18 protein-coding genes are annotated in these 21,288 nt (G+C 63.5%); 13 read left to right on the forward strand and 5 right to left on the reverse strand.

From position 1 onward, the window contains the following. Nucleotides 1-30: 30 nt before the first annotated feature. A complete protein-coding gene (locus tag R3F00_RS06545; protein WP_371280946.1) occupies nt 31-2,952 on the reverse strand; it encodes a tetratricopeptide repeat protein in 2,922 nt (973 codons plus the stop codon). A 4-nt stretch (nt 2,953-2,956) separates the two neighbouring features. After that, nucleotides 2,957-3,508 (reverse strand): ECF-type sigma factor, encoded by a 552-nt coding sequence (locus tag R3F00_RS06550; RefSeq protein ID WP_371280947.1) that lies wholly within the window; start codon nt 3,506-3,508, stop codon nt 2,957-2,959. A gap of 212 nt (nt 3,509-3,720) precedes the next feature. On the opposite strand from R3F00_RS06550, the gene R3F00_RS06555 reads away from it, so the two are divergent. Beyond that, complete coding sequence (locus R3F00_RS06555) at nt 3,721-5,430, forward strand: VWA domain-containing protein (protein WP_371280948.1); 1,710 nt, start codon at nt 3,721-3,723, stop codon at nt 5,428-5,430. 60 nt (nt 5,431-5,490) lie between these two features. Here R3F00_RS06555 and R3F00_RS06560 read toward each other — a convergent pair whose 3' ends face one another. Further along, complete coding sequence (locus tag R3F00_RS06560) at nt 5,491-6,054, reverse strand: type 1 glutamine amidotransferase domain-containing protein (RefSeq protein ID WP_371280949.1); 564 nt, start codon at nt 6,052-6,054, stop codon at nt 5,491-5,493. Between the two features lie 118 nt (nt 6,055-6,172). Here R3F00_RS06560 and R3F00_RS06565 point away from each other — a divergent pair, with 118 nt between their 5' ends. Further along, entirely contained in the window at nt 6,173-6,685 is a 513-nt protein-coding gene (locus tag R3F00_RS06565; protein WP_371280950.1) for a flavodoxin family protein, read from the forward strand. Nucleotides 6,686-6,821: 136 nt separating this feature from the next. Here the strand turns inward: R3F00_RS06565 and groL are convergent, their stop codons facing one another. Further along, complete coding sequence (gene groL, locus R3F00_RS06570; RefSeq protein WP_371280951.1) at nt 6,822-8,474, reverse strand: chaperonin GroEL; 1,653 nt, start codon at nt 8,472-8,474, stop codon at nt 6,822-6,824. Nucleotides 8,475-8,612: 138 nt separating this feature from the next. Beyond that, on the reverse strand, nt 8,613-8,900 hold the full coding sequence (gene groES / locus R3F00_RS06575; RefSeq protein WP_371280952.1) for a co-chaperone GroES: 288 nt from the start codon (nt 8,898-8,900) through the stop codon (nt 8,613-8,615). A 479-nt stretch (nt 8,901-9,379) separates the two neighbouring features. On the opposite strand from groES, the gene R3F00_RS06580 reads away from it, so the two are divergent. From R3F00_RS06580 to R3F00_RS06630, 11 genes are all read left to right on the forward strand, one after another. Next, nucleotides 9,380-11,614 carry an endonuclease gene (locus tag R3F00_RS06580; RefSeq protein ID WP_371280953.1) on the forward strand — a complete coding sequence of 745 codons (2,235 nt, stop codon included), beginning with the start codon at nt 9,380-9,382 and terminating at the stop codon, nt 11,612-11,614. Nucleotides 11,615-11,730: 116 nt separating this feature from the next. Further along, a complete protein-coding gene (gene cutA / locus R3F00_RS06585) occupies nt 11,731-12,051 on the forward strand; it encodes a divalent-cation tolerance protein CutA (RefSeq protein ID WP_371280954.1) in 321 nt (106 codons plus the stop codon). Nucleotides 12,052-12,109: 58 nt separating this feature from the next. Beyond that, entirely contained in the window at nt 12,110-14,326 is a 2,217-nt protein-coding gene (locus R3F00_RS06590; RefSeq protein WP_371280955.1) for a protein-disulfide reductase DsbD family protein, read from the forward strand. A gap of 94 nt (nt 14,327-14,420) precedes the next feature. After that, the gene (locus R3F00_RS06595) at nt 14,421-14,978 is read left to right on the forward strand and encodes a TlpA family protein disulfide reductase (protein ID WP_371280956.1); all 558 of its coding nucleotides are present in this window, start codon (nt 14,421-14,423) and stop codon (nt 14,976-14,978) included. Between the two features lie 91 nt (nt 14,979-15,069). Next, a complete protein-coding gene (locus R3F00_RS06600) occupies nt 15,070-16,110 on the forward strand; it encodes an NAD(P)-dependent alcohol dehydrogenase (RefSeq protein ID WP_371280957.1) in 1,041 nt (346 codons plus the stop codon). Nucleotides 16,111-16,446: 336 nt separating this feature from the next. Further along, complete coding sequence (gene aroQ, locus R3F00_RS06605) at nt 16,447-16,890, forward strand: type II 3-dehydroquinate dehydratase (protein WP_371280958.1); 444 nt, start codon at nt 16,447-16,449, stop codon at nt 16,888-16,890. A 61-nt stretch (nt 16,891-16,951) separates the two neighbouring features. Further along, nucleotides 16,952-17,437 carry an acetyl-CoA carboxylase biotin carboxyl carrier protein gene (gene accB, locus R3F00_RS06610; RefSeq protein WP_371280959.1) on the forward strand — a complete coding sequence of 162 codons (486 nt, stop codon included), beginning with the start codon at nt 16,952-16,954 and terminating at the stop codon, nt 17,435-17,437. A 17-nt stretch (nt 17,438-17,454) separates the two neighbouring features. After that, the gene (locus tag R3F00_RS06615) at nt 17,455-17,835 is read left to right on the forward strand and encodes a four helix bundle protein (protein ID WP_371280960.1); all 381 of its coding nucleotides are present in this window, start codon (nt 17,455-17,457) and stop codon (nt 17,833-17,835) included. 43 nt (nt 17,836-17,878) lie between these two features. After that, nucleotides 17,879-19,246, forward strand: a complete 1,368-nt coding sequence (gene accC, locus R3F00_RS06620; protein ID WP_371280961.1) for an acetyl-CoA carboxylase biotin carboxylase subunit — start codon at nt 17,879-17,881, stop codon at nt 19,244-19,246. A 223-nt stretch (nt 19,247-19,469) separates the two neighbouring features. Further along, the gene (gene prmA, locus R3F00_RS06625; protein ID WP_371280962.1) at nt 19,470-20,381 is read left to right on the forward strand and encodes a 50S ribosomal protein L11 methyltransferase; all 912 of its coding nucleotides are present in this window, start codon (nt 19,470-19,472) and stop codon (nt 20,379-20,381) included. 105 nt (nt 20,382-20,486) lie between these two features. Then, on the forward strand, nt 20,487-21,281 hold the full coding sequence (locus R3F00_RS06630) for a zinc-ribbon and DUF3426 domain-containing protein (RefSeq protein ID WP_371280963.1): 795 nt from the start codon (nt 20,487-20,489) through the stop codon (nt 21,279-21,281). Nucleotides 21,282-21,288 lie beyond the last annotated feature (7 nt).

Consider the following 21,288-nt stretch of genomic DNA (forward strand, 5'->3'; position numbering starts at 1 on the left):
GCCGGTTGCGCCGAGGCTGCAGCGCCCGACTCAGGCCCTGCCGCCGATGCGTGCACCGAGCTTGCGCGCCAGCGCCTCGGCCTGGCGCAGCTTCGGTGCGTATTCGGGGGTGCGCAGCCGGGCCATGGCCGCCTCGATATCGGCGCGTGCCGCATCGAGGTCGCCTTCCTGCTGGTGCAAGCGGCTGCGTTCGAGATAGGCCGCGCCGAGCATCGGTTCGCTGCCGGCATCGCCGGCGCGGGTCAATGTCTCGATGGCCGTCCCGATCAGTACGGCGGCCTCCTCCCGCAGGCTGGACTCCTGCTTGCCGAGCAGACCCGCCGCCAGGGCGACGCGGGCCTGGGCAATTTCGGCGTGGTCCTTGTCGTAGATCGCCTGCATGCCGTCAAGGGCCCGGCGAAGCAGCGGGATGGCCTCGTCGTATCGACTCTGCGCGAGACGCAGCGCGCCGATGACCGAAGCTGCGAACGTGTTGTTGTAGTGGTCGTCGGGCGAGACGCGAGCGAGCGCGGCGATCGCCTCCGTCCCCAGCCTGTCGGCTTCGGCCAGTTTCCCGGCATCGGTCAGCGCGCCGACCTCCAGGAATGCGGTCATCCACGTGTAGACACTGTCGCCGGTCGCGGCCTTGAATGCCTCGAACGACTTGTTGTATCGCTGAGCGGCAAGCTCGAACTGGCCCTGGGCCCGGGCCAGGCCGCCGAAGGTCTGCAAAGCCTGCGCATACTGCCCGGATGGCGTCTTGCCGAGGATCGCAAGCGATTCCGTGAAGGAACGTTCCGCCGCCTCGAGATTTCCCGTGCGACGCTGCAGGTCGCCGAGCCGCAACAGCGTACCGCCCACGTAGAGATGATCGGCCGGCAGCTTGGCACGCTCGATGTCGAGCGCCGTCTGATACTGGACCAGCGCCTCGTCGTACTTGTGCTGGACGCGCAGGACGTCGCCGACGTTGGTCCGCAGCATGGCTGTTCGCACATGCTCTTCACCGTTGTTTTTCGCGACGATAGCGAGTGCTTCGCGATAGCTGGCTAGCGCGTCGGGATACTTCCCCGCCTCCTGCTGCACCTTGCCGAGTACGCCGAGTCGGCTGGCAACGCGAACGTCGTCCACGCCATAGGTTTCGCGAAAGACCTCGACGCCGTGGCGGGCGAGCTTTTCCGCCGCTTCGTTGCTGCCCTGGACCAGTTCGATGTTGGCCAGCGATGACTCCGCGAGTGCTGCGCGCGGCAGGTTTCCGGCACCGGCCCGACGCAACTTGTCCAGTGCGTCGCGCAGCAGCGTTGCCGAGGCCGGTACGTCTCCCACCGCATAGACGGCCTCGCCATAGGCGGCAAGAACCTCGGCAGCGGGGATGCTGTCGGGTCCGCTCAGATTCGATTGCAGCTCCCAGGCACGCTTGAGGGTTGCCATTGCCGCTTCGCGATCATCCAGGCTGATCTGGATCTCGCCGAGGTCCTTGAGCAGTTGTGCCTGGAGTTCCGGCTCGCCGGCAAGGCTGCTGTCGATCTGGGCGATACCGTCGCGGATCAGTGCAACCGGCGTTCGCGCAACCGCACTGGCGCGGCTGATCGGGTCCTGCTCGCGAAACAGGGTGAGGATGAAATCCTTGACCCGCTCGCTTCGGGCGAGCTCGCGTTCGGCCTTGCTGCGTTCGAGATCCGCACGCTGCGCCTCGGCATGCGCGAGCTGTGCCTGCCAGAGTGCCGCGCCCAGTCCGCCGAGCAACGAGACGGCGACAAGCACCGACGCCGCGACCCCGACCCGATGCCTGCGGATGAACGTTTTCAGCCGGTATCCCGCCGAGTCGGCACGCGCCGAAATCGGACGGCCCTCGAGCCAGCGGCGCAGGTCATCGGCAAAGGCGGCGGCCGTCGCATAGCGTCGCGACGGCTCGCGCTGCAGTGCGGTCGTGACGATCAGGTCGAGATCGCCGGACAGCGTTCGCGCCAGCTGCCGAGCCTCGACCGCGTCGCCATACAGGTCCTGCAGCTGCGTCGGGGTCATGCGGGCGGCAAGCGTACTGGCTCGATCGGTGACTTCCTGGCTCGCTTCGAGGGCCAGCTGCGCCGGGGTTGCGCCGCGCCGCTGGCGCGGCAGTTGCCCGATCAGCAGCTCGCACAACATCAGGCCCAGCGCGTAGACATCGGTGGCCGTGCCGATCGGTTCGCCGAGGATCTGTTCGGGCGCAGCATAGGCTGGCGACATCACCCGCAGACCGGTTCCGGTCTGGGTCTGCTCGCCACTCTCCTCGATCAGCTTGGCGATGCCGAAATCGAGCACGCGCGGCTCGCCCTGGCGGTCGACCAGCACGTTCGAAGGCTTGAGGTCGCGGTGCACGACGAGTTGCGCGTGCGCATAAGCGACCGCATCGGCGACCTTGGCCAGCAGGCGCATGCGCGAGCGGACATCGAGGTGATGCTCGGCCGCATAGCGGGTGATCGGCTGTCCGTCGACATGGTCCATGACGTAATACGGGCGCTCGTCGCCACTCATGCCACCGTCGACCAGGCGCACGATGTTCGGATGGTTCAGGCGCGCAAGGATGCGCCGTTCCTGCAGGAACCGACGCAGGATCGCCTCGGTGTCCATGCCGCGCTTGAGCAGCTTGACCGCAACCTGCTGCTCGTAGGCGCCGTCGGTGCGTTCGGCCAGCCAGACCACGCCCATGCCGCCCTCGCCGAGCGGGCGCAGCAGTCGCCAGGGGCCGGTCGTTCCGGTCGAGGCCGGGTCGGCGGCGTCCGCGACCCGGATGCCCGCAACCTCACATGCCAGCTCGCCGTCGAGCAGCGGATTGGGTGCGTCGTCGGCCCGCAGCAGCGCCCGTACCTCGGAAGCCAGCACGGGATCGCTCTGCTCCAGGTCAGCCAGCCGCCGGGCACGAACGGCATGCTCGAGGTCGGCCAGTTCATCGAACAGGGCGGCCACTTCGGCCCAGCGTTCGGTTGCCGTGCTCATCGGCCTACTCCGCGGTCAGTTCTCGTTGGAGATACGCACGTGCCCGACGCCAGTCGCGCTTGAGCGAGCGTTCGGAACGCTGTTGCACATCGGCAATTTCGCTGAGCTCGAGACCCGCATAAAAGCGCATCTCGACCAGAGCGGCCAGCTTCTCGTCAACCGCTGCCAGGCTGACGAGGGCAGCATCCAGCGCGAGGACCTCCTCGTCGCGCTCGGATGCAACGGCCTGGAATGCCGTAGTGTCGAGCGGCACGAAACGAAGATCGCCGCCCCGTCGAACGGCCGCCCGCGAACGCACATGGTCAATGACGATCTGACGCATGACGCGTGCGGCGACAGCGAAATAGTGGCTGCGATCATTGACTTCGACGGCGCCGTGATGAGCGAGCTTGAGGTAGGCCTCGTGCACCAGAGAAGTGGCGCGCATGCCGGGATCACCGCGCAGCTGGCCGGCAGCCATTCGACGCAGTTCATCGTAAAGCGTCGCAAACAGGCGCTCGGACGCCATTGGATCGCCGCCACGCGCCTTGCCAATCAGTTCGGTGATCTCGGCCACGTGTCACTCCGGTTTCGCCACTACGTTGCCATGCGTGGCCCGTTGTAGCAATCGTCCCGAGTCCCTCTCGAATCCCCGGGCTCCCGGCAAATGCTGCGGCCCTCCAGAGGGCTGATTGTGAACTGGCGCACAAGTGGCCTGCGACCTGCGACCCGGCCACGACGATCCTGCTTGACCGTATCATGCGCGCTCACTCAGTCAGAGGATTGCCCATGCGATTTGTCCTACCGTTGCTGCTTGGTGCGTTTGCGGCTACTTCGGCCCTGGCCGGCGAAAACATCATGCTTGTGCTGGATGCCTCGGGCTCGATGTGGGGCCAGATCGCCGGCAAGACCAAGGTCGAGATCGCGCGCGAAACGGTCGCCGACATGCTCGGCACCTGGAAGGCCGACAACGCGATCGGTCTGGTCGCCTATGGCCACCGTCGCAAGGGCGACTGCAGCGACATCGAGACGCTGATCGAGCCCGGTCCACTCGATCAGGCGTCCTACCTTGCAACGGTCAACGGACTCAATGCCAAGGGCATGACGCCACTGTCGGCCGCGGTCAGGCATGCCGCCGGCGTACTCAAGTCGAGCGAGCAGAAGGCCACCGTGATCCTGGTTTCCGATGGCGAGGAAACCTGCAACCTCGATCCCTGCGCCGTGGGCGATGAACTGGAAACGAGTGGCGTCGCGTTCACCGCCCATGTGATCGGTTTCGATGTCAGTGATCCAATTCATCAGGCCCAGCTGCGTTGTCTCGCCGAGAACACGGGTGGGCGCTACTTCAATGCGCGTGATGCCGAGGAACTTGGCGCCGCGATTGCGGGCGCGGTCAATGCAAGCACCGAACCGCCACCACCGCCCGCAAAGGCGACCGTAGCCACGAAGGGGCCGTTGACGATAACCGGCGAGATCGAAATCTCGTGGACCGGTCCCGCCGATCGCGGCGACTACGTGACCTTTGCGCCAGTGGGCTCGAAGGACAATGCCTATCTGGACTACGAAGTGGTCGGCCGGAAGGAAGCAACCGACAAGGCAGGCATCGTTTCCCTGCGCGCGCCGGCAGAGTCCGGTCCGATCGAATTGCGCTACGTCAGTCCGATCCGCAAGGACAGCGTGCTCGCCCGCGTCGTGCTCGAAGTCGGTGACGCCGAGGCGAGCATCGAAGCGCCCGACAGCGTCCCCGCCGGCGCGAAGGTCACCATCACCGCGCGCGGTCCGGTCGGGAAGAACCACTGGATCGGATTTGCGCCGAAAGGCAGCCCGATTACCGCGTACCTGCAGTACGGCCGTCCGACCGGGCCGGTCAGCGAGATCGAACTGATGCCCCCGTCCGAGCCGGGCGAGTACGAACTGCGTTACGTGCTCAATGAACGTGAACGCATCATCGCCACGCGCCCGATCACGGTGGTCGCAAGTACCGCGAGCGTCAGTGGGCCGTCAACCGCCATGGCCGGCGACACGGTCGCGGTCACGGCGAGCGGCCCCGAGGGATCCATGCACTGGATCGGATTCGCACCGGCTGGCAGCGAGGCCGGCAGCTATCGCGACTACATGCGCCCGCAAGGCGCCCAAACCGAAGGCACCCTGATGGCGCCGACCGAAGCAGGCGACTACGAACTGCGCTATGTACTCAACGAGCGCGAGAAGGTGATCGCTTCGCAGCCGGTCAAGGTGACGCCGGCAGTCGCCAAGCTCGATGCTCCCGGCAGCGTGACAGCGAACGAAGACATCACCGTGCGCTTCCAGGGCCCGCGGCACGCCAGCCACTGGATCGGATTCGTTCGCCGCGACACGCTCGAGTATCTCCGCTATGCCGACGTCCCGCTGGAAGGCGATTCAGTCACGCTTCGCACCCCCGAAGAAGCCGGCGACTACGATATCGTCTTCGTCATCGACAAGACCGCCATCGCCCGCAATCCGGTCTCCGTGCGCTGAAGACTGAAAACGGCCGGAGCAATGCTCCGGACGTTTGCCGTGCAAAGAGGAGTCCAGCGATCAGGCAGCACGGCGTTCGTGCTTGCCCTCACCGATTTCCTCGATCAGCTTGGCGTTGAACGCCTCCAGATCCTTCGGCGTGCGGCTGCTGACGATGCCGTTGTCGACCACGACTTCCTCGTCGACCCAGGTCGCCCCTGCATTCTCGATATCCTTGCGAATGGTCGGCACCGAAGTCACCTTGCGCCCCTTCAGAACGCCGGCATCGGCCAGAATCCACGGGCCGTGACAGATCGCTGCCACCGGCTTGCCCGCCTTGACAAAGGCCTTGACGAATTTCAATGCATCTTCGTTGACGCGCAATTGATCCGGATTGAACAGGCCGCCCGGGAGAACCACCGCATCGTAGTCTTCCGCTCGCGCTTCGCCGAGTCCCTTGTCGACTGCAACCTTCACCCCTTTCTCAAGGTGCCTGAAGGCCTGCAGCTCGCCGGATTCGGGTGAAACGACCTGTACCGTCGCACCGGCGGCCTTGAGCGCGTCGCGCGGGCTGGTCAACTCGCTCTCTTCGAAACCGTGCGTGGCGAGGATTGCGATCTTCTTGCCCTGGATATTCATGCTCATGAGAGGTCTCCTTTGCTGTTCGCAGTGCAAATCGCACCGCCTTGCCATCAGACTAGCGGGGTGAGCTTTAATGCCCGCCAACACAAGGTGCCGTGGATAACATGAGGTTCAGAAAGCCGTGATCGAGAGTCTGCAAGACCCGAAGACTTTGCTCATCGTCTGGCACAGTCGAACCGGGGCGAGCTTGCAGATGGCCCAGGCGGCATGCGATGCCGCTTCTGCGCAAGTGGGTATTCGCGTCGTCATGCGCCCCGCCGAATCCGCGACCAGTGCGGAGGTGATGGCCGCCGATGCCGTGCTGTTCGTCGCACCGGAAAATCTCGCTTCACTATCAGGCGCGATGAAGGAGTTTCTCGACCGCAGCTACTACGACCTTCTCGATCGCTGCAATGGCAAGGTCTACGCCTCGATCATCTGTGCAGGCTCCGATGGCGAAGGCGCGCAACGGCAGCTCGACCGCATTGCCAAAGGATTGCGTCTGCGCCGCGTAGCCCCGCCGCTGATCGTGAATACGTCCGCTCAGACGCGGGAGGCAATACTTGCACCAAAAAAGCTGGGAACTGAAGACCTCGACCGTGCCCGCGAACTTGGCGCCTTGCTGAGTGCCGGGCTTGCGATGGGAATCTTCTAGTCACTCAGAAAAAACCCCGCATCGCTGCGGGGTTTCTTGTGGAACTGCATCAGGGTGGAGCGTTTTCCAAGAAGTGCAGCCTCGGATGGCCGCTTCTTGATTCTCGCGATCAGGGGTGATCGCAGGAATAGACCTCTTAGAAATCCATACCGCCCATGCCACCCATGCCGCCCATGCCGCCGCCACCGCCGTGGTTGTGCGGCTCTTCCTTCTTCGGCGCTTCGGCGACCATGGCTTCGGTCGTGATCATGAGGCCGGCGATCGAGGCGGCGTTCTGCAGTGCAGTACGCGTGACCTTGGTCGGATCGAGAATACCCATCTCGACCATGTCGCCGTATTCACCGGTCGCGGCGTTGTAGCCATAGTTGCCCTTGCCATCGGCAACCTTGTTCAGGATCACGCTCGGCTCTTCGCCGGCGTTGGTGACGATCTCGCGCAGCGGCGCTTCCATCGCACGACGTGCGATCTGGATGCCGTGGTTCTGCTCTTCGTTGTCACCCTTGAGCTTGCCGAGGCCAGCGAGGGCACGGATCAGGGCAACACCGCCGCCCGGGACCACGCCTTCTTCGACGGCTGCGCGCGTGGCGTGCAGGGCGTCTTCGACGCGGGCCTTCTTTTCCTTCATCTCGACTTCGGTCGCAGCGCCGACCTTGATGACGGCAACGCCGCCGGCCAGCTTGGCCACGCGCTCCTGCAGCTTCTCGCGGTCGTAGTCCGAAGAGGTCTCTTCGATCTGCGCCTTGATCTGCTTGATGCGCGACTGGATCGTGGCGGCTTCACCGGCGCCGTCGATCAGGGTGGTGTTTTCCTTGGTGATGACGACCTTCTTGGCGCGGCCGAGATCCTTCAGGGTAGCCTTCTCGAGCTGCAGGCCGACTTCCTCGGAAATCACCTGGCCGCCGGTCAGGATGGCCATGTCTTCGAGCATCGCCTTGCGACGATCGCCGAAGCCCGGTGCCTTGACGGCTGCCACCTTGACGATGCCGCGGATCGTGTTGACGACCAGGGTCGCCAGCGCTTCGCCTTCGACTTCCTCGGCGACGATCAAGAGCGGCTTGCCGGCCTTGGCTACGCCTTCGAGGATCGGCAGCAACTCGCGCACGTTCGAGATCTTCTTGTCGTAAAGAAGAATGTAGGGGTCTTCCAGCTCGACCTGCTGCGAAGCCTGGTTGTTGATGAAGTACGGGGAGAGATAGCCGCGGTCGAACTGCATGCCCTCGACGATGTCGAGTTCATTGTCGAGGCCGGAACCTTCTTCAACCGTGATCACGCCTTCCTTGCCGACCTTGTCCATCGCTTCGGCGATCAGCTTGCCGATCGGCTCGTCGCCATTGGCCGAGATCGTGCCGACCTGGGCGATCGACTTCGAATCGGCGGACGGCTTGCTGAGCTTCTTCAGCTCTTCGACGGCGGCGATGACGGCCTTGTCGATGCCGCGCTTCAGATCCATCGGGTTCATGCCGGCTGCAACGGCCTTCATGCCGTCGCGGATCAGCGCCTGGGCGAGAACGGTCGCGGTGGTGGTGCCGTCACCGGCGACGTCGGAGGTCTTGGAAGCGACTTCCTTGACCATCTGCGCGCCCATGTTCTCGAACTTGTCAGCCAGTTCGATTTCCTTGGCGACGGAGACGCCGTCCTTGGTGATGGTCGGGGCGCCGAAGCTCTTTTCGAGCACGACATTGCGGCCCTTCGGACCGAGGGTGGCCTTGACCGCATTGGCCAGGGTGTTGACGCCGCGCAGCATGCGGGCGCGTGCATCTTCAGAGAAGCGGATTTCTTTGGCAGCCATTTCGTGAAACTCCGGGAATAGGGAATGGGGAATGGAGAATGGTCAGAGCAGTAGCGGTGAATTCGGGTGCTGGGGTGGCAATCGGTGCGCGCAGGCGCTTCTACGATTCCCTATTCCCCATTCCCGATTCCCGCTTCGTTACTCAATCACCGCGATGATGTCTTCTTCGCGCATGACCAGCAGTTCCTCGCCGTCGACCTTGACTTCGGTACCCGAGTACTTGCCGAACAGGACCTTGTCGCCAACCTTGATGGCGATCGGACGGACTTTGCCGTCTTCGAGGATCTTGCCGGTGCCGGCAGCGATCACTTCGCCGCGGATCGGCTTCTCGGCAGCAGAGTCGGGAATGACGATGCCGCCGGCCGAAATCTTCTCTTCTTCCAGACGCTTGAGGATGACGCGATCGTGTAGTGGACGAAGTGCCATGTTGATTGATCCTTTAACTGGTTGATTAAATTGAAATTGTTGCTGGGCTGTTAGCACTCTGCCCAAACGAGTGCCAATTCTACTCGCGTAAAAAAGCCTGTGGAAGTCCTCAGGCATTGCTGTGACCGGAACATGGGGCTGGGATAGGGGCTTTCAATGGCCCCTGACTCGAACGGCAATGACTTGGGGGAACGCTGAATAGGCCGTCATCCCAGCGCAGGCTGGGATCAAGTTCTTGTTGTTGTCTTTTGCAGATCAAGGGCAGAGCTGGATCCCAGCCTGCGCTGGGATGACGGGCAGAGACTTGTTCAGCGGCCTTAGCACTTGTCCCGACGTTTCGCCGGGATGACGAACCCCAAATCAATGCCAACCGCCCCTGACTTTCACAGGTCTGGCAACCTGTTTGAATTCCTGTTTGTCTATACTCCCGCGTCGCGCGCCCACCCTGACCCGGGCTCGCCAGTGCCGGGGACTCGTTAATGAAACTCCATGTTGGTGCCGGTCGCGCCATGGTTATTCTTTGCGCCGCCATTTGCGGATCGGCGCTGGCCCAGGTCATCCCGCTGGTCGGCGGCCCGCCAGCCGTACAGAACTTTGATTCGCTGGCAGCGAGCGGGACCGGCACGGCGCTTCCAGGCGGCTGGTATTTCGTCGAGTCCGGCTCGAATGCGAATAGCGGTTACAGCGCCAGCAATGGTTCGGCGAATTCTGGCGACACCTTCAGCTTCGGCGCCAATGCGAGCAGCGAGCGCGCGCTGGGAACGTTGCAATCCGGATCCCTGACCTCCCTGATTGGGGCGCAGCTGCGCAACGACAGCGGCCAGGCCATCAGCGAGATCGCCGTGGCCTATACCGGTGAACAGTGGCGACTCGGAGCGATCGGTCGCAATGACGCACTGCAATTCCAGTACAGCCTCAATGCCAGCGCGCTGAATGACAATGCTGCAAGCTGGGTCGGCCTCGGCACGCTTGATTTTTCCGCCCCCGTTTCGGCGGGCAGCATCGGGCCGCTGGACGGCAACGCCGCCGCGAACCGGGTTGCGATCAGCGCTTCGATCAGCGGCCTCAATCTCGCTACCAACGGCGTGGTCTGGGTGCGCTGGATCGACATCAATGCCAGCGGTGCCGACGACGGTCTGGCCATCGATGACATCAGCTTTGCCGTTGCCGGCGATCCGCCGGTCGATGTACCGCCCACCGTGGTCTCGACGACACCGGCCGACAACACGATCGACGTGCCGCTGGCCGCGACCCTGTCTGTCAGCTTCAGTGAAGCGGTGACGGTGACTGCGCCGTGGTATTCGATCAACTGTTCGATTTCCGGTTCGCATACCGCGACTCAGAGCGGCGGCCCGACGGCGTTCACGCTGACACCGTCACCGGTATTTGCGGCGAATGAATCCTGCGTCTGGACAATTCTCGCGAGTGGGGTAGCCGACCAGGACGGCAGCGCCGATGCGATGCTCGCCGACAGCGTGATCCAGTTCACCACGCTCGATCCCGGCAACATTCCGCCGCCAACCGTCATCTCGACCCAGCCCGTGGACAACGCCAGCAATGTTCCGCTGGCCAGCGATGTGCGGGTCAACTTCAGCGAGGCGGTGACCACGTCGCCGGGCGCCTTCGAACTGGCTTGCGACAGCACTCCGATCGCCCTGAGCGAAAGCGGTAGTGGCTCATCACGAACGCTGACGCCGGACACCCTGCTACCCGCCAATGGCAACTGCCTGTTCACGATCAACGCCGATGACGTGCAGAACGCGAGCGCCGTCACGATGGCGGCTTCGGTGGAAGTGCATTTCTCTGTCGGCAGTGGCAACGACGACGGCTACTACGACCAGGTCAACACGAGCAGCGCGGAACAATTGCGCTGCAGCCTGCATCACCTCATCCGCGGCCATACGGCCTATCCCTACAGCGGCTCCGGCACGAACGCCTGGACGATTCTCGAAACGGCGCAGGCCAGTCCGAACAACCCGAACCAGATCCTCGACGTCTATCGCAATCGCCTCTACACGGCGATCAGCGATCGCGCCGGCAGCGGCGGCGGCATCACCTACAACCGCGAGCACACCTGGCCGAATTCGCTGGGTTTTCCAAGCCAGACCGGCAATCTGGGCCTGCCGAACGCGCCCTACACCGACACCCACATGCTGTATCTGTCCGACACCGGCTACAACTCGGATCGCAGCAACAGCCCCTACGGAAATTGCGCCTCGATGGCCAGTTGCGCCGAACGCGCGACCGAATTCAACTTCGGTGTCGGCGGCGGCAGCGGCGTCTTTCCGGGCAACTCGAACTGGTTCAACAACAATACGTTCCAGACCTGGGCTGCGCGCAAGGGCGATGTCGCGCGTGCCGTGATGTACATGGCGATCCGCTACGAGGGCGGCACCGATCCAGCCAGCGGCCAGACCGAACCCAACCTCGAATTGACCGACAACCGCAACCTCATCGTCGGCTCCTCGAACTACAACGTGCCCGCCTACATGGGCCTGCTCACCGACTTGCTCGCCTGGCACGCGAGCGACCCGCCCGACGCTGCGGAAATCCAGCGCAACGACGTGATCCAGATTTTCCAGGGCAACCGCAATCCGTTTATCGATCACCCGGAATGGGGCACCCAGGCCTTGTTCGTCTCGGTCAGCCCGACGATCTGCGAACTCGGCAACGATGTGATCTTCGCCAACGGTTTCGACAACGCCGCGCGCTAGGCAGGAATGCCTGCAGGCCAGGCGCGGGCCCAGGTGTTTCGCGCCAGACCCGGGCCATTCCTGCACACCACGGCGCGCGGGCATGAGGAATTCGGCACGATGGCGGATAATGGGGCATGACCGTCCTGATCGTTCACTGCACCTGCCCCGACGCAACAGTAGCCACCGACATCGCGCGCGCGCTCGTGAGTGAGCGCCTGGCCGCCTGCGTCAGCGCCTTGCCCGGCGTCACCTCAATCTACAGCTGGGAAGATCAAATCTGCGTCGACAACGAAGTGCTGTTGCTGATAAAGACCACGGTCCCCGGATTCGATGCCCTCAAGGCGCGCCTGCTCGAACTGCATCCATATGAACTGCCCGAGATAATTGCGGTCGATGTCAGCGTTGCCCATGACGATTATGCGGATTGGGTCGAATCCCGGGTCGGGGTACCCTGACAGTTTTCCGCGACCCGTCCGGTCCCCTTTCGCCCTCGCCACGCCCTGGAGTTTTGACTTGCCACGCCATTTCCTGATCGGCCTGCTGGCCCTGATTCCGCTCGCCCCGGCCGCTTACGCGCAGGGCCAGGAAGAGCTGCTGCCGGTCGAGCAGGCTTTTGCCCTGCAAGCAGAGATCACCGAGCCCGGCCGGATCGACCTGCACTGGCAGATCGCCCCCGACTACTACCTGTACAAGGGCCGGATCAGCGCGAAGACGAAACAGGCGGACCTGATCCTGGGTGATCTGGCGCTGCCCAAGGGCATCGAGAAGCACGATGAATTCTTCGGCGACGTCGAGATCTACCACGATGGCGTCGAGGCCAGCCTGCCGTACACGCTGGCGAATGCCGAAGCCGACAGCGTCGAGGTCACGATCACGGTGCAGGGCTGCCATGAGGTCGATCCGAAGATCTGCTATCCCCCGCATCCGACCCGACTGGTTCTGACGCCGCCGGTTTCCCCAGCCGCCGCGCCGACCGCATTGGCGCAGAAACTGGCTGCCGGCAGCGCGCTCGGCAGCGCCATCAATCCGCTTGAGCCGGACGAAGCATTGCCGCCCGAGCAGGCCTTCGTGTTCGAGGCGATCGCGATGAGCCCGACGGAGCTGCTTGCGCGCTGGACCATGCCCAAGGGCTATTACCTGTATCGCGACAAAAGCAAGGTCATGGTCAACGACGGCAGCGGTGTCGAAGTCGGCGCTGCGCAATGGCCTGCCGGCGTCGACCATGTCGATGAGCACTTCGGCAGTGTCGTCGTCTACTACGATCAGGTTGAACTGCCGGTTGCGCTGAAGCGCCCGAACGGCGATGCGCAGACGATCCAGCTGACGGGCGAATTCCAGGGCTGCAAGGAAAACGGCATCTGCTATCCGGTGCTGCAGCGCACGCTGGCCATCGATCTGGATCCGGCCACACCCGAACAGCTGGCTGCCGCCGCAAGCAGCTTTGTTCCCGCCGCCACGTCTTCGGAGAAAGCCGGCCTTGCGGACAACGACCTGCGTTCAACACCGCCCGCGACCAGCGCGATCGGCATCCTTGCCGCGCTGCTGTTTGCCGTGCTCGGCGGCATCGTGCTCAACCTGATGCCCTGCGTGTTGCCTGTGCTCTCGCTGAAAGTGATCGGGCTCGCGCAGAGTGGCGAAAGCCAGTCCAAGGCGCGCAGCCATGCGCTCTGGTACACCTTGGGCGTACTGACATCGTTCGCCGCGCTGGGCCTGCTCGTGATTGCCTTGCGTGCAGCAGGCCAGGCCCTCGGCTGGGGCTTCCAGCTGCAGCAGCCGGGCTTCGTCGCCATTCTCGTCTATGTATTGCTCGCGGTCGGCTTGAGTCTCTCGGGCGTGTTCACCATTGGCGCCAGCCTTGCAGGTACGGGCCAGGGACTGGCCTCGCGTTCCGGACCGGCCGGGGATTTCTTCACCGGCGTGCTGGCCTGCGTCGTGGCCAGCCCGTGCACGGCTCCCTTCATGGGCCCGGCCCTGGCGTTCGCGTTCGCGTCGTCCTCGGTAGTCGCGCTGTTGATCTTCCTTGCCCTTGGCTTCGGCCTGGCCCTGCCGTTCCTGCTGGTCGGTCTTGTACCCGCGCTGGCGAGCCGCCTGCCGAAGCCCGGCGCCTGGATGGAAATCTTCAAGCAGGTACTCGCCTTCCCGATGTACCTGACTGCGGTCTGGCTGGTCTGGGTGCTCGGCAAGCAGCGCGGGGTCGATGCGATCGGGCTGGTGCTGATCGGCGCGGTCGTGCTCGCCCTCGGCCTGTGGTGGCTGGAGCGGGCACGTTGGCGCGACAGCACCTCCGGGCGCGTCCTGGCCGGCCTTGTCCTGCTGGCAGCGCTGGCACCCATCTGGATGATCGGACATCTCGATCCGCCGACAAGGCATCTGGAGACGTCGGAGTCGGCACTGGCCTACTCGCGCGACAAGCTGGCTGACTTGCGCGCCGAGGGTCGCACCGTCTTCGTCAACATGACGGCCGACTGGTGCGTGACCTGCAAGGCCAACGAAAAGAACGTGCTGGCCGGTGATCGGTTCAAGGAACTTCTTGCCACATCGAATGCGGTCTACATGAAGGGCGACTGGACCAACGTCGATCCTGAAATCACCGCCTTTCTGCAGGCGCATGGCGCGGTCGGCGTGCCACTCTACGTCGTCTTCCATGGCACCGATGAACCGGGCTCGGTGTTGCCGACCCTGCTCACGGATGGCATCGTCGAGGCAGCTCTTGCCCCTGGCCAGCCCTGATTGCCGGGAGCTCCCCATGGCCGAGTGGCCCTGCAAAGCGCGGGCCGTTGCCTGAGCCGTCCCTCTCCGTTTCCATTGCCGCTATCCTGATCCCATGTTCAACCGCACCAACCTGCTGATCATTCTGCTCGCCATCGGCAGTGCCGGCCTTGGCCTTGCGCTGAGCCAGATGCTGCGCCCCGCACCGGTACAAAGGGCGGCGACGTCGGCACCTGCAGGCGTTCTGGCTGTCGGTGATCGGGTCGATGACATGGCGCTGCCCGACCGTGAGGGCGGCATGCGCCGGCTCTCGGAGTGGCGCGGCAAACTGGTGATCCTGAATTTCTGGGCGAGCTGGTGCGGGCCGTGCAGAGAGGAAATGCCGATGCTGGATGCGATGCGAGCGCAATACGCCGATCGTGATGTCGAGGTCATCGGCATTGCCGCCGAAGAGGCGCCCGCTGCATTGGCCTTTCTGGAACGCAATCCGGTCAGTTATCCGATCCTGATCAATTCCCCCGCCGACATGACGGATCTTTCGCTTCGGCTGGGCAATACGCAAAACGTGCTTCCGTACACCGCATTGATCGACCGCGACGGCAACATCCTCGCCACACGCATCGGCAATTTCAGCCAGACTGCTCTGGAGAAATGGATCGCACCCCATCTCTGAACCAGCCACGCAACGCGCCGAGACGAATCAGCCGACCGATCAGTCCGCGAATCCGCATCGCCCTTCCCGCCCCGATCAAGGAAACCTGCACATGTCCACACCCGCCTACGCTGCTGCAACCCCGAAGGCACCGCTCGCGCCATGGACGATTGAACGCCGCGCGCCCGGTCCGCACGAAGTGCAGATCGAGATCCGCTACTGCGGAGTCTGCCATTCGGATATTCACCAGGCGCGCGACGAATGGGGTCGCGGGATTTTCCCGATGGTGCCGGGCCATGAAATCGTCGGCGAAGTAGGTGCCGTCGGCAGTGCGGTGACAAGGTTCAAGGTTGGTGACACCGTGGGTGTCGGCTGCTTCGTCGACTCCTGTCGGGAGTGCGGCTCGTGCAAGGAAGGCGAGGAGCAATACTGCACCGGCGGCATGACCGCCACCTACAACAGCGTCGAGCGCGGCACGCGGACACCGACCTACGGCGGCTACTCGACGCGCATCGTCGCCGATGAAAATTATGTCCTTCGCATTCCTGCTTCGATTCCCCTGGATCGCGCTGCGCCGCTGCTCTGCGCCGGCATCACCGTGTATTCGCCATTGCGCCACTACGGCCTCAAGGCCGGCGATCGCATCGCCGTGGTCGGGCTGGGTGGACTCGGCCACATGGCCGTCAAGATCGCGCGCGCGATGGGCGCCGAGGTGACCGTGCTGAGCACCTCCCCGGCCAAGCGCGAGGACGCGCTGGCACTGGGTGCACATGCGTTCGAAGCGACCGCCGACAAGTCGACCTTCCGCAAGCTGGCCGGCCAGTTCGACTTCATCCTCGACACGGTTTCCGCGCCCCACGACTACAACGCCTACCTCGGTCTGCTGCACCGGGACGGCACCATGATCCTGGTCGGCATGCCGGACCAGCCGGTGCCACTCGGCGCCGGCGCGCTGATCATGGGGCGCAAGCGGCTGGTCGGTTCGCTGATCGGCGGCATTCGCGAAACCCAGGAAATGCTCGACTTCTGCGCCGAACATGAGGTCGCCTCGGACATCGAGCTGATTCCCGTCGAAAAGATCAACGACGCCTACGAGCGCATGATCAAGGGCGATGTGCGCTACCGCTTCGTCATTGATTGCGCGACCTTCTGACGAGACGCGGTTCTGGCGAGACCCGCCGCGCCCGCACATACTCGCGGGCCGGGCGACCCCCGCAGGAGCGGGCCGTAGAGGCGGCTCGCAAGGATGAGTCATTGTCGTGGGTCGTGGAGATGGGTCGTAGGGGTGGGTCTCAGACCCACCCGCTCTGGCCTGGAATCCCGCAAACAGCAAGAAGCGGGCGGGTCTGAGACCCGCCCCTACGACCCGCCGCTGCGAATTCTGAGCCAAAATTTCGTCGATCTCCGCCGAACTGGACACTTCGACGCCGTTAGATGACACTACAGCGCTGTTTGAACCGGTCGATCGGCGACCGCATCGAGAGCACGCTTGGCCAAGATCCTCGTCCTGCATGGGCCCAACCTGAACCTGCTCGGAGCACGCGAGCCGGAGGTTTACGGGTATGCCACCCTGGCCGACATCGATGCCGCCATCGAGTCGTATGCGCGCTCCGCGGGCCATGAACTGGGCACATTCCAGTCGAATGCCGAGCATGCGCTGATCGACCGGGTGCATGCCGCGCGCAGCGACGGAGTCGCCTGGATCGTGATCAATCCCGGCGCTTTCACCCACACCAGCATCGCCCTGCGCGATGCGCTGTCCGCAGTGGCGATTCCGTTCATCGAGGTGCATCTGTCCAACGTGCATGCCCGAGAGGCATTCCGCCGGCACTCGTATTTTTCCGAGATCGCGCAAGGCGTGATTTCGGGATTCGGCGCCGACAGCTATCGCATGGCGGTCGAAGTCGTCCTGCGCCGGCTCGCCAAACCCTGAACCCATTCATCAACCCGCAGCGCTCCGCCCCGCGGAACGCGCCAAGTCAAGGGCACCACCCATGGATCTGCGCAAGATCAAGAAACTGATCGATCTTCTCGAAGAATCAAATCTGGCCGAGCTCGAGATCAAGGAAGGCGAGGAAATCGTCCGCCTCTCGCGCTACCCGAAGAACATGGCGCCGGCCTATGCCGCCGCACCGGCCGCGAACCCGGCGCCGGTCACGCACACGATTGCCCCGCAGGCCGAGCCTGCCCAGGCCAGCGAATCGTCATCGGCCCCGCCAGCCGCGGACATCAAGGATTTGCCGCCCGGAACCACGGTGCGGTCGCCGATGGTCGGCACGTTCTATGCCTCGGCCAACCCGGATTCTCCGCCCTTCGTGACGGTCGGCCAAAAGATCAAGGCCGGCGACACACTCGGCATCATCGAAGCAATGAAGATGTTCAATCAGATCGACTCCGAAGTTTCCGGCACGGTCCTCGCAGTACTCGTCGAAAGCGGACATCCAGTCGAATTCGACGAGCCGTTGTTTGTGATCGGGTGAAGGGCCGGGAATCGGGAGTGGGGAATGGGGAATCGTTCAAGCGGGCTCACGAGCAATTGGATGTCTGGCAGGACGCCATGCAATTGGTAGAGATGGTTTACGCAGCCACCGCCAGTTTTCCTTCTGACGAACGATTCGGCCTGACCGCCCAAATCCGTCGAGCGGCCGTGAGCATTCCATCCAACATTGCCGAAGGTGCAGCCAGACGCTCCAGCGCCGAATACCAGCGCTTTCTTTCCATTGCACGCGGTTCGTTATCGGAAATGTCCACACAACTGCAGATCGCCGAACGCCTGACTTACATGAATTCGACGCCCGTACTCAATGATCTGCTTGATCTCGTCTTTGCTCGACTCACTGCGCTGATGAACGCCCTCAAGAGGCGTGGAGAATCATGATGCGAGCTTCAAACCCATTCCCCACTCCCTATTCCCCATTCCCATGCTAGACAAAGTCGTCATCGCCAATCGCGGCGAAATCGCATTGCGCATCCTTCGCGCCTGCCATGTGCTTGGCATCAAGACCGTGGCCGTGCATTCCACCGTCGACCGCAATCTCAAGCACGTCGGCATGGCGGATGAATCGGTGTGTATCGGACCTAGCCCGGCTGCCGAGAGTTACCTCAACGTGCCGGCCATCATCGCCGCCGCCGAGGTGACCGACGCCCAGGCGATTCATCCGGGCTACGGGTTTCTTTCCGAGAACGCCGACTTCGCCGAGCGTGTCGAGCAATCGGGATTCATTTTCATAGGCCCGCGCGCCGAGACGATCCGCATGATGGGCGACAAGGTCGAGGCGATCCGCGCGATGAAGGATGCCGGCGTGCCCTGCGTTCCCGGATCGGGTGGCCCGCTGGGCGACGACAACGCCGAGAACGTGCGTATCGCACGCGATATCGGCTATCCGGTGATCATCAAGGCATCGGGCGGCGGTGGTGGTCGTGGCATGCGTGTGGTCCACACCGAAGCGCATCTCGGCAACGCGATCTCGATGACGAAGACCGAAGCCAGGGCCGCATTCGGCAACGACCAGGTCTACATGGAGAAGTACCTGGAGAACCCGCGCCATATCGAGATCCAGGTGCTGGCCGATGGCCAGGGCGGCGCCATCCACCTCGGCGAACGCGACTGCTCGATGCAGCGTCGCCACCAGAAGGTGGTCGAGGAGGCCCCCGCCCCCGGCATCGATGAAGAGCAGCGCCAGGCGATCGGCAAGGTCTGTGTCGAAGCCTGCCTGCGCATCAACTATCGCGGTGCAGGCACCTTCGAATTCCTTTATGAAGACGGACGCTTCTACTTCATCGAAATGAACACGCGCATCCAGGTCGAGCATCCGGTCACCGAAATGATCACGGGCATCGACCTGGTCCGCGAGCAACTGATGATTGCCGCCGGCGAGAAACTCTCGATCCGCCAGCACGATGTCCGCATCACCGGTCATTCCATCGAATGCCGCATCAACGCCGAGGACCCGGATACCTTCATGCCGAGTCCCGGCACGGTCAAGCGCTTCCTCGCCGCAGGTGGCCCGGGCGTGCGCACGGATACGCACATCTATGACGGCTATCGCATTCCGCCCAACTACGATTCGATGATCGGCAAGTTGATCGTGCACGGCAGTGATCGCGCAACGGCCGTCGCACGCATGCGCAATGCGCTTGCCGAAGTCGTGATCGAGGGGGTCAAGACCAATTTGCCACTGCAGATGCGGATCATGGCCGACGCCGGTTTCCAGGCGGGCGGCATGAACATCCACTATCTGGAAAAGCGCATGGCCGAGGCCAAGGAAAAGGCGCTGGGATTGAGTTGATGGGTGAACACTCGATAGTCACGCGCTCATGGGCCTGAACTCGAAGATGCGGATTGTCGCCTGCGACAATGGTCAGGAATCTTTGCAGAGCCGGTATGCAGGTTGCCGCGCTCCGAACCTGTTCGACCGAGAACCTTTCCCATCGTGCTTGATCCAAATGCAAACAAAGCCGGTGTGTTGTCCTTCGCGTTCCAAACTTGTCTGACCGAAAACCTATCCCGCCATGAGTTGGCTCGAGCTTTCCCTGACCCTGCGCTCCGATCAGCAGGAAGCCGTCGAAGCGGCGCTGGAAGACGTTGGCGCGCTCGCGGTCACCCTGCTCGATGCCGATGCCGATACCAGCAACGAACAGGCCATCCTCGAGCCGGCGGTCGGCGAGACCCCGCTATGGTCGCTGATCGTCCTCTCGGCCCTGTTCGAAGCGGAAACCGATCGCAGCGGACTGATTCACGTTCTCGGCGAGTTGATTCCCGAGCTGGAACCCGGACAGATTGCGTTTCGCGAAGTCGCCGACCAGGACTGGACCCGCGTCTGGATGGATCAGTTCAAGCCGATGCAGTTCGGCGAACGCCTTTGGATCTATCCGTGGAACATTGAACCGCCCGCCAATTCCGGCAACACCGTCATCGTGCGACTCGATCCGGGCCTGGCCTTCGGCACGGGCACCCACCCGACCACGGCCCTGTGCCTGGAGTGGCTCGATCAAGCCGATCTCGGCGGCAAGACGGTGATCGACTACGGCTGCGGATCGGGAGTGCTGGCGATCGCCGCTGCGCTGCTGGGCGCCGCCGACGTGATCGGCATCGACAACGATCCGCAGGCCATCGAAGCGAGTCGTGACAATGCCACGCGCAATGGCGTGGCCGACAGGATCCAGCTGCGCCTGCCGAACGTCGATGAGCGCACGCCCGCCGATTTGCTCGTGGCCAATATCCTTGCCGGCCCGCTGTACGAACTCGCTCCGCTGTTTGCCAGGCATGTCCGCCCCGGCGGCTTGCTCGCCCTGTCCGGGATCCTCGGCGGGCAGGAAAGCGATTTGCTCGAGCGTTACTCGGAGTGGTTCGAGGATCTGCAGGTCAGCAAGCGCGAAGACTGGGTTCGCATCGACGGAAAGCGCCGCACCGACATCCACTAGTCGGCAAGCCGTTCGGTGCTGTCTCCGTCGAAGGTCAGCCGCAAACCGCGACATTCGCCCAGGCAAATTCCCTGTCGCTCTGGCAAGCCCGGTTAGAATGGACCCATGTACACCCAATGCCCCGAATGCCTGACCGTATTCAAAGTCGGCAGCGCCGAGCTTGCAGGCGCGCATGGCAACGTGCGTTGCTCGCATTGCAACGCCATATTCGATGCCTTGCCGACGCTGAGTGAACAACTCCCGTCCGAGCCGATCGGCAAACTCGGCCGCCATGCCGAGCTGGCCAGCCCGCCGCAGTTGGGCTTGCCGGTGTTCCGGCCCCATCGCGGCGAACAAGGCGCTCTGTTCCTCGACCCGGACGAGCGTCCGCGTGCGCATGATCGCTCTTCCGGCCCGCCTCAATTCACACGCAGAAGAGGCAGGGCGCCAACCCGTGGCAACGGCCCCTGGATTGCAGGCAGCCTGATCCTGTTGATGCTGCTGGCGGCTGAAATCGCCTGGGCCGAGCGGCAGCTCTGGCTGAACGACTCCGGTCTCAGGCCGGTCATCGCCGACATCTGCGCCAAAGTCGGCTGCGAAATCCCCTTGCGCCGTGATGAAGAACTCCTGCAGCTCGCATCACGGGATATCCGCCCGCATCCCTCGGTACCGGGCGCATTGATCATCTCCGCGACCCTGCAGAACTCCGCCGATTTCCCACAACCGTTTCCAGTCGTGGAGATCACCCTGTCGGACCTTGATGAACAACGCATTGCCATGCGTCGATTCCGGCCGTCGGAATACGTCAGCGACGCCAAGACCCTGGCCAGTGGCCTGGCTCCCGCCGCGAAGGCGGCCCTGGTCTTCGAAGTGGCCGATCCGGGCAAGAATGCCGTGGCATTCGAGTTTCGCTTCCACTAGGCGGGCT

The sequence above is a fragment of the Dokdonella sp. genome (assembly GCF_041395345.1).
GTDB lineage: Bacteria > Pseudomonadota > Gammaproteobacteria > Xanthomonadales > Rhodanobacteraceae > Dokdonella.